General features: G+C 69.7%; 7 protein-coding genes. 2 read left to right on the top strand and 5 right to left on the bottom strand.

Annotated features, from left to right (window positions below; translation table 11 throughout):
* Positions 1 to 129: 129 nt before the first annotated feature.
* From AOZ13_RS13345 to AOZ13_RS13330, 4 genes are all read right to left on the bottom strand, one after another.
* Positions 130 to 474, bottom strand: coding sequence for a CHY zinc finger protein (locus tag AOZ13_RS13345; RefSeq protein WP_020222620.1), 345 nt, complete (start codon positions 472 to 474; stop codon positions 130 to 132).
* Positions 474 to 1,088: a GTP cyclohydrolase I gene (gene folE, locus AOZ13_RS13340; protein ID WP_020222619.1), complete on the bottom strand. Its 615-nt coding sequence runs from the start codon at positions 1,086 to 1,088 to the stop codon at positions 474 to 476. The genes AOZ13_RS13345 and folE overlap by 1 nt, the downstream gene beginning before the upstream one ends.
* Positions 1,089 to 1,166: 78 nt before the next feature.
* Positions 1,167 to 1,448: a DUF7521 family protein gene (locus AOZ13_RS13335; RefSeq protein ID WP_020222618.1), complete on the bottom strand. Its 282-nt coding sequence runs from the start codon at positions 1,446 to 1,448 to the stop codon at positions 1,167 to 1,169.
* Between the two features lie 5 nt (positions 1,449 to 1,453).
* Positions 1,454 to 1,819 (bottom strand): winged helix-turn-helix domain-containing protein, encoded by a 366-nt coding sequence (locus AOZ13_RS13330; RefSeq protein WP_020222617.1) that lies wholly within the window; start codon positions 1,817 to 1,819, stop codon positions 1,454 to 1,456.
* Between the two features lie 166 nt (positions 1,820 to 1,985).
* Between AOZ13_RS13330 and AOZ13_RS15340 the strand changes: the two genes are divergently transcribed.
* Together AOZ13_RS15340 and AOZ13_RS13325 are read left to right on the top strand one after the other, a co-directional pair.
* The gene (locus AOZ13_RS15340) at positions 1,986 to 2,120 is read left to right on the top strand and encodes a hypothetical protein (RefSeq protein ID WP_020222616.1); all 135 of its coding nucleotides are present in this window, start codon (positions 1,986 to 1,988) and stop codon (positions 2,118 to 2,120) included.
* Positions 2,121 to 2,154: 34 nt separating this feature from the next.
* The gene (locus tag AOZ13_RS13325; RefSeq protein WP_020678479.1) at positions 2,155 to 2,385 is read left to right on the top strand and encodes a ribbon-helix-helix domain-containing protein; all 231 of its coding nucleotides are present in this window, start codon (positions 2,155 to 2,157) and stop codon (positions 2,383 to 2,385) included.
* Here AOZ13_RS13325 and AOZ13_RS13320 read toward each other — a convergent pair.
* A partial coding sequence (locus AOZ13_RS13320; RefSeq protein WP_049934134.1) for an SIR2 family NAD-dependent protein deacylase occupies positions 2,382 to 2,956 on the bottom strand: 575 nt, incomplete at its 5' end. The two genes, AOZ13_RS13325 and AOZ13_RS13320, sit on opposite strands and share 4 nt — an antisense overlap.

The following is a 2,956-nucleotide window of genomic DNA, read 5'->3' as shown; positions in this document are numbered from 1 at the left end:
TCCTGCGTAGTTCTCGCGGAAGCGTACGCGACGCGAGCATTCGTGAGACGCTGACGCGTCTCACGCGATCTCACGAACGCCCCGCGTTCGCGAGGACGATCCTTTTCAGGAACGGCCTTTAGGCGCGGCCTATCGCGCCCCGAAGTACCGCTCCCAGTGGCGTTTACAGCCGGGGTTGAACGCGTGCCCGCAGTCGGGACAGGCGTCGTCGCAGTCGGCGTACTCGCGGACGGTGAGCGTCGCGCCGCAGGCCCCGCAGAGGACGGCGGGGTCGTCGAAGGCGTCGCGCGGGAGCACGCGCCACTCGTGGTCCGCGACGGCGGCGTGACAGGCGTGGCAGGCGAAATAGGTGTCGCAGCACGCCGCGCGGATGGCGACGACGTCGCGCGCGGTATCGTAGTGCGCACAGCGCGTGTCGGCGTCGATGGCGACGCCGCGGACGTCCGTCCCGCCGATCGTGCGCTCCACCGGCATCAGCGCTCGGCGGCGATCGCGTCGCGGAAGCGCTCGCGCTCGGGAGTCGTGAGTTCGCCGACGGTGGCGCGCGACGTGGTGGTCGTGTGGGCTTCGACGCCGCGCATCGCCTCGCAGAGATGCGTCGCCGAGAGTTCGACGGCGACGGCGTCGGCCCCGATGGCGTCGTCGAGACCCTCGGCGATGTCGCGCGTCAGGCGCTCTTGAACGGTGAGCTTCCGGGAGGCCCAGCGGACGTAGCGCGCGAGCTTCGAGAGACCGACGACCGCGCCGGCCGGGCGATAGGCGACGTGTGCGACGCCGTGGAAGGGCAGGAGGTGGTGCTCGCAGAGCGAGTAGACGGGGATCCCGGTCTTCACGACGAGGTCGTCGCTCTCGGCGTCGAAGGTCCGCATCGTCGGCCGCTCGTCCTCGCGGTAGCCCTGCGTGAGTTCCTCGTAGGCGGCGGGAACGCGGCGCTCCCACGTCTCGACGAGACCCTCGCGCTCGGGATCCTCGCCGATGGCGTCGAGGAGGAGCCGGGTCGCGTGCGCGACCTGCTCGCGATCGACTGGGCCGTCACTGTCATCGTCCGTTTCATCTCTCTCGTCGTGGGTGTGCGTGCCGTCGGTCATGGATCGCGTGCGTCCGCGTTGGATCGTGTTCGACTCTCGGACGGTGAGAACCCGTCGATTCCAACGAGCGCGCCGTCCTCAGTCCTCCGCGTAGAGCGAGTAGAGGATGACGGCGAAGCCGATGACGGTGAACGCGCTCTCGACGACGAGCGCGAGCAGCGGATCGACGTGGAGGAGGGTGTCGACGATGCCGGCGAGGAGCGCACCGACGGTGACGATACCGAAGCCGGCGGCGAGCATCCGAATGGAGTGCGAGCGCGTGCGGAGCGACGCCTCGTAGGCGAAGTAGGTGATAGCGCCTCCGAGGAGGAGCGTCACCGTCTTGAGGAGCGTGACGAGCGTCGTGAGTCCGAGTCCCATCGGGGTCACGTTTCCTTTTGCACCTCCGCCCAGATGTCGGCGAGCCGCTCGGACGGACCGCGCGGCGGGCGCTCGACGTCGACGACGAGGTCGTGATCGTCGTCGAACGCGAGTTCGAGGGAGTCGAACGCCGCCCGGTAGCGCGAGCGGTGTCGGCCGTCCGAACGGACCTCGGTCTCCTCGTCGACGAGCGTCGCGTCGGTGAGCAGTTCGAGTTTCCTGTACGTAGTCGAGAGTGGCACGTCGCACGCCTCCGAGAGTTCGTTCGCCGTCATTGGTTCTTCGAGCGCACGCAGGAACGCCCGACAGTCCGCGTCGTTGAGCGCCTCCAAGACGCGGGGGAGGTCGGTGTCGTCGTCGGGTGCACTCATACTGTCCCTGTGCGGGTCGTTGTGATGGGTACGCGCCCCGGCCTTAGATACCGACCGGTTCGCCGCCGCGGTCGCAATCGTCTTGTCGGCGATGCTCACCGGACGCTGTCTAGACGATGCCGACGGCGATGTGATTCGATGAGCGTCTCCGACGCGGCGAGCGCGAGTGCGATCGACGGAAGCGACGACGGTGGCGAGCGCGAGTGCGATCGAACGGCCGCGGCACGCGCTCGCGGCCGTCGTCGCCGTCCTCCCCCTCTCGGTCTACGATCCCGCGTCGGGGGCGGCCGCCGGGCCGTAGGGTTGAAACGTCCCGCGCGGAAAAGCTCGATACTGTGCCAACCGCCGAAGTCGACCTTCCGAGCGACCTCGAAGTCGAGATCGACCGCCTCGTCGACGAGGGGGAGTTCCTCAACCGCAAGGAGGCGGTCGAGGAACTGCTCTCGACGGGGCTGAACGTCTACGACGTCACCTCGGGGAGCGAGGAGGAGGCCGAGATGGAGGAGTTCGAGGCGGAGATGCGCGAGACGAGCGAGCGCTCGCTCGGCGACGAGTACGAGTTCTAGACGAGTCGCGCGGCGAGCGCCGGGAGGACGTCCGTGACGTCGTCTCGGCACACCGCCGTCGCGACGTCGTCGTGCGGCGTCGCGTCATAGTTCACGATGCAGAGGTCGCCGTGCCGCGCGGCCGTCGCCGGGAGCGACGCCGCGGGTTCGACCGTGAGCGACGAGCCCGCGACGAGAAAGGCGTCGGCATCGCGCGCGAGCCGTCGCGCCTCGCGGAAGGCATCGGGGAGGCGCTCGCCGAACAGCACGACGTCGGGTTTGAGGAGGCCGCCGCAGTCGCAGCGCGGCGGGGTCTCGCCGTCGCGCACCCGCTCGCGGACGTCGGCCGTCGGCGTCGTCGCCCCGCAATCCACGCAGACGCTCCGCCGGGCGTTCCCGTGGATCTCGAGGAGCGAGTCCGCCCCCGACCCGGCGGCGGCGTGGAGTCCGTCGACGTTCTGCGTGATCACGGCGTCGAGGACGCCCGCCGACTCCAGTTCGGCGAGCGCGTCGTGCGCGGCGTTCGGCGCGACGCTACTCGCGTCTCGCTCCCCCGGGTCGCTCGCGCTCGGTTCTCCGTCGCCCCTCGCTT

Source organism: Halarchaeum acidiphilum MH1-52-1, from assembly GCF_000474235.1.
GTDB classification, from domain to species: Archaea; Halobacteriota; Halobacteria; order Halobacteriales; family Halobacteriaceae; genus Halarchaeum; species Halarchaeum acidiphilum.
Note: the sequence above shows the minus strand (reverse complement) of the source record. Positions and strands in the feature narration are given on the sequence as shown.

What these genes read in the sequence shown, in the direction of transcription:
- AOZ13_RS13335 (WP_020222618.1), bottom strand. Translation starts at nt 1,448, where the DNA reads ATGGGACTCGGACTCACGACGCTCGTCACGCTCCTCAAGACGGTGACG.
- AOZ13_RS13330 (WP_020222617.1), bottom strand. Translation starts at nt 1,819, where the DNA reads ATGAGTGCACCCGACGACGACACCGACCTCCCCCGCGTCTTGGAGGCG.
- AOZ13_RS13345 (WP_020222620.1), bottom strand. Translation starts at nt 474, where the DNA reads ATGCCGGTGGAGCGCACGATCGGCGGGACGGACGTCCGCGGCGTCGCC.
- folE (WP_020222619.1), bottom strand. Translation starts at nt 1,088, where the DNA reads ATGACCGACGGCACGCACACCCACGACGAGAGAGATGAAACGGACGAT.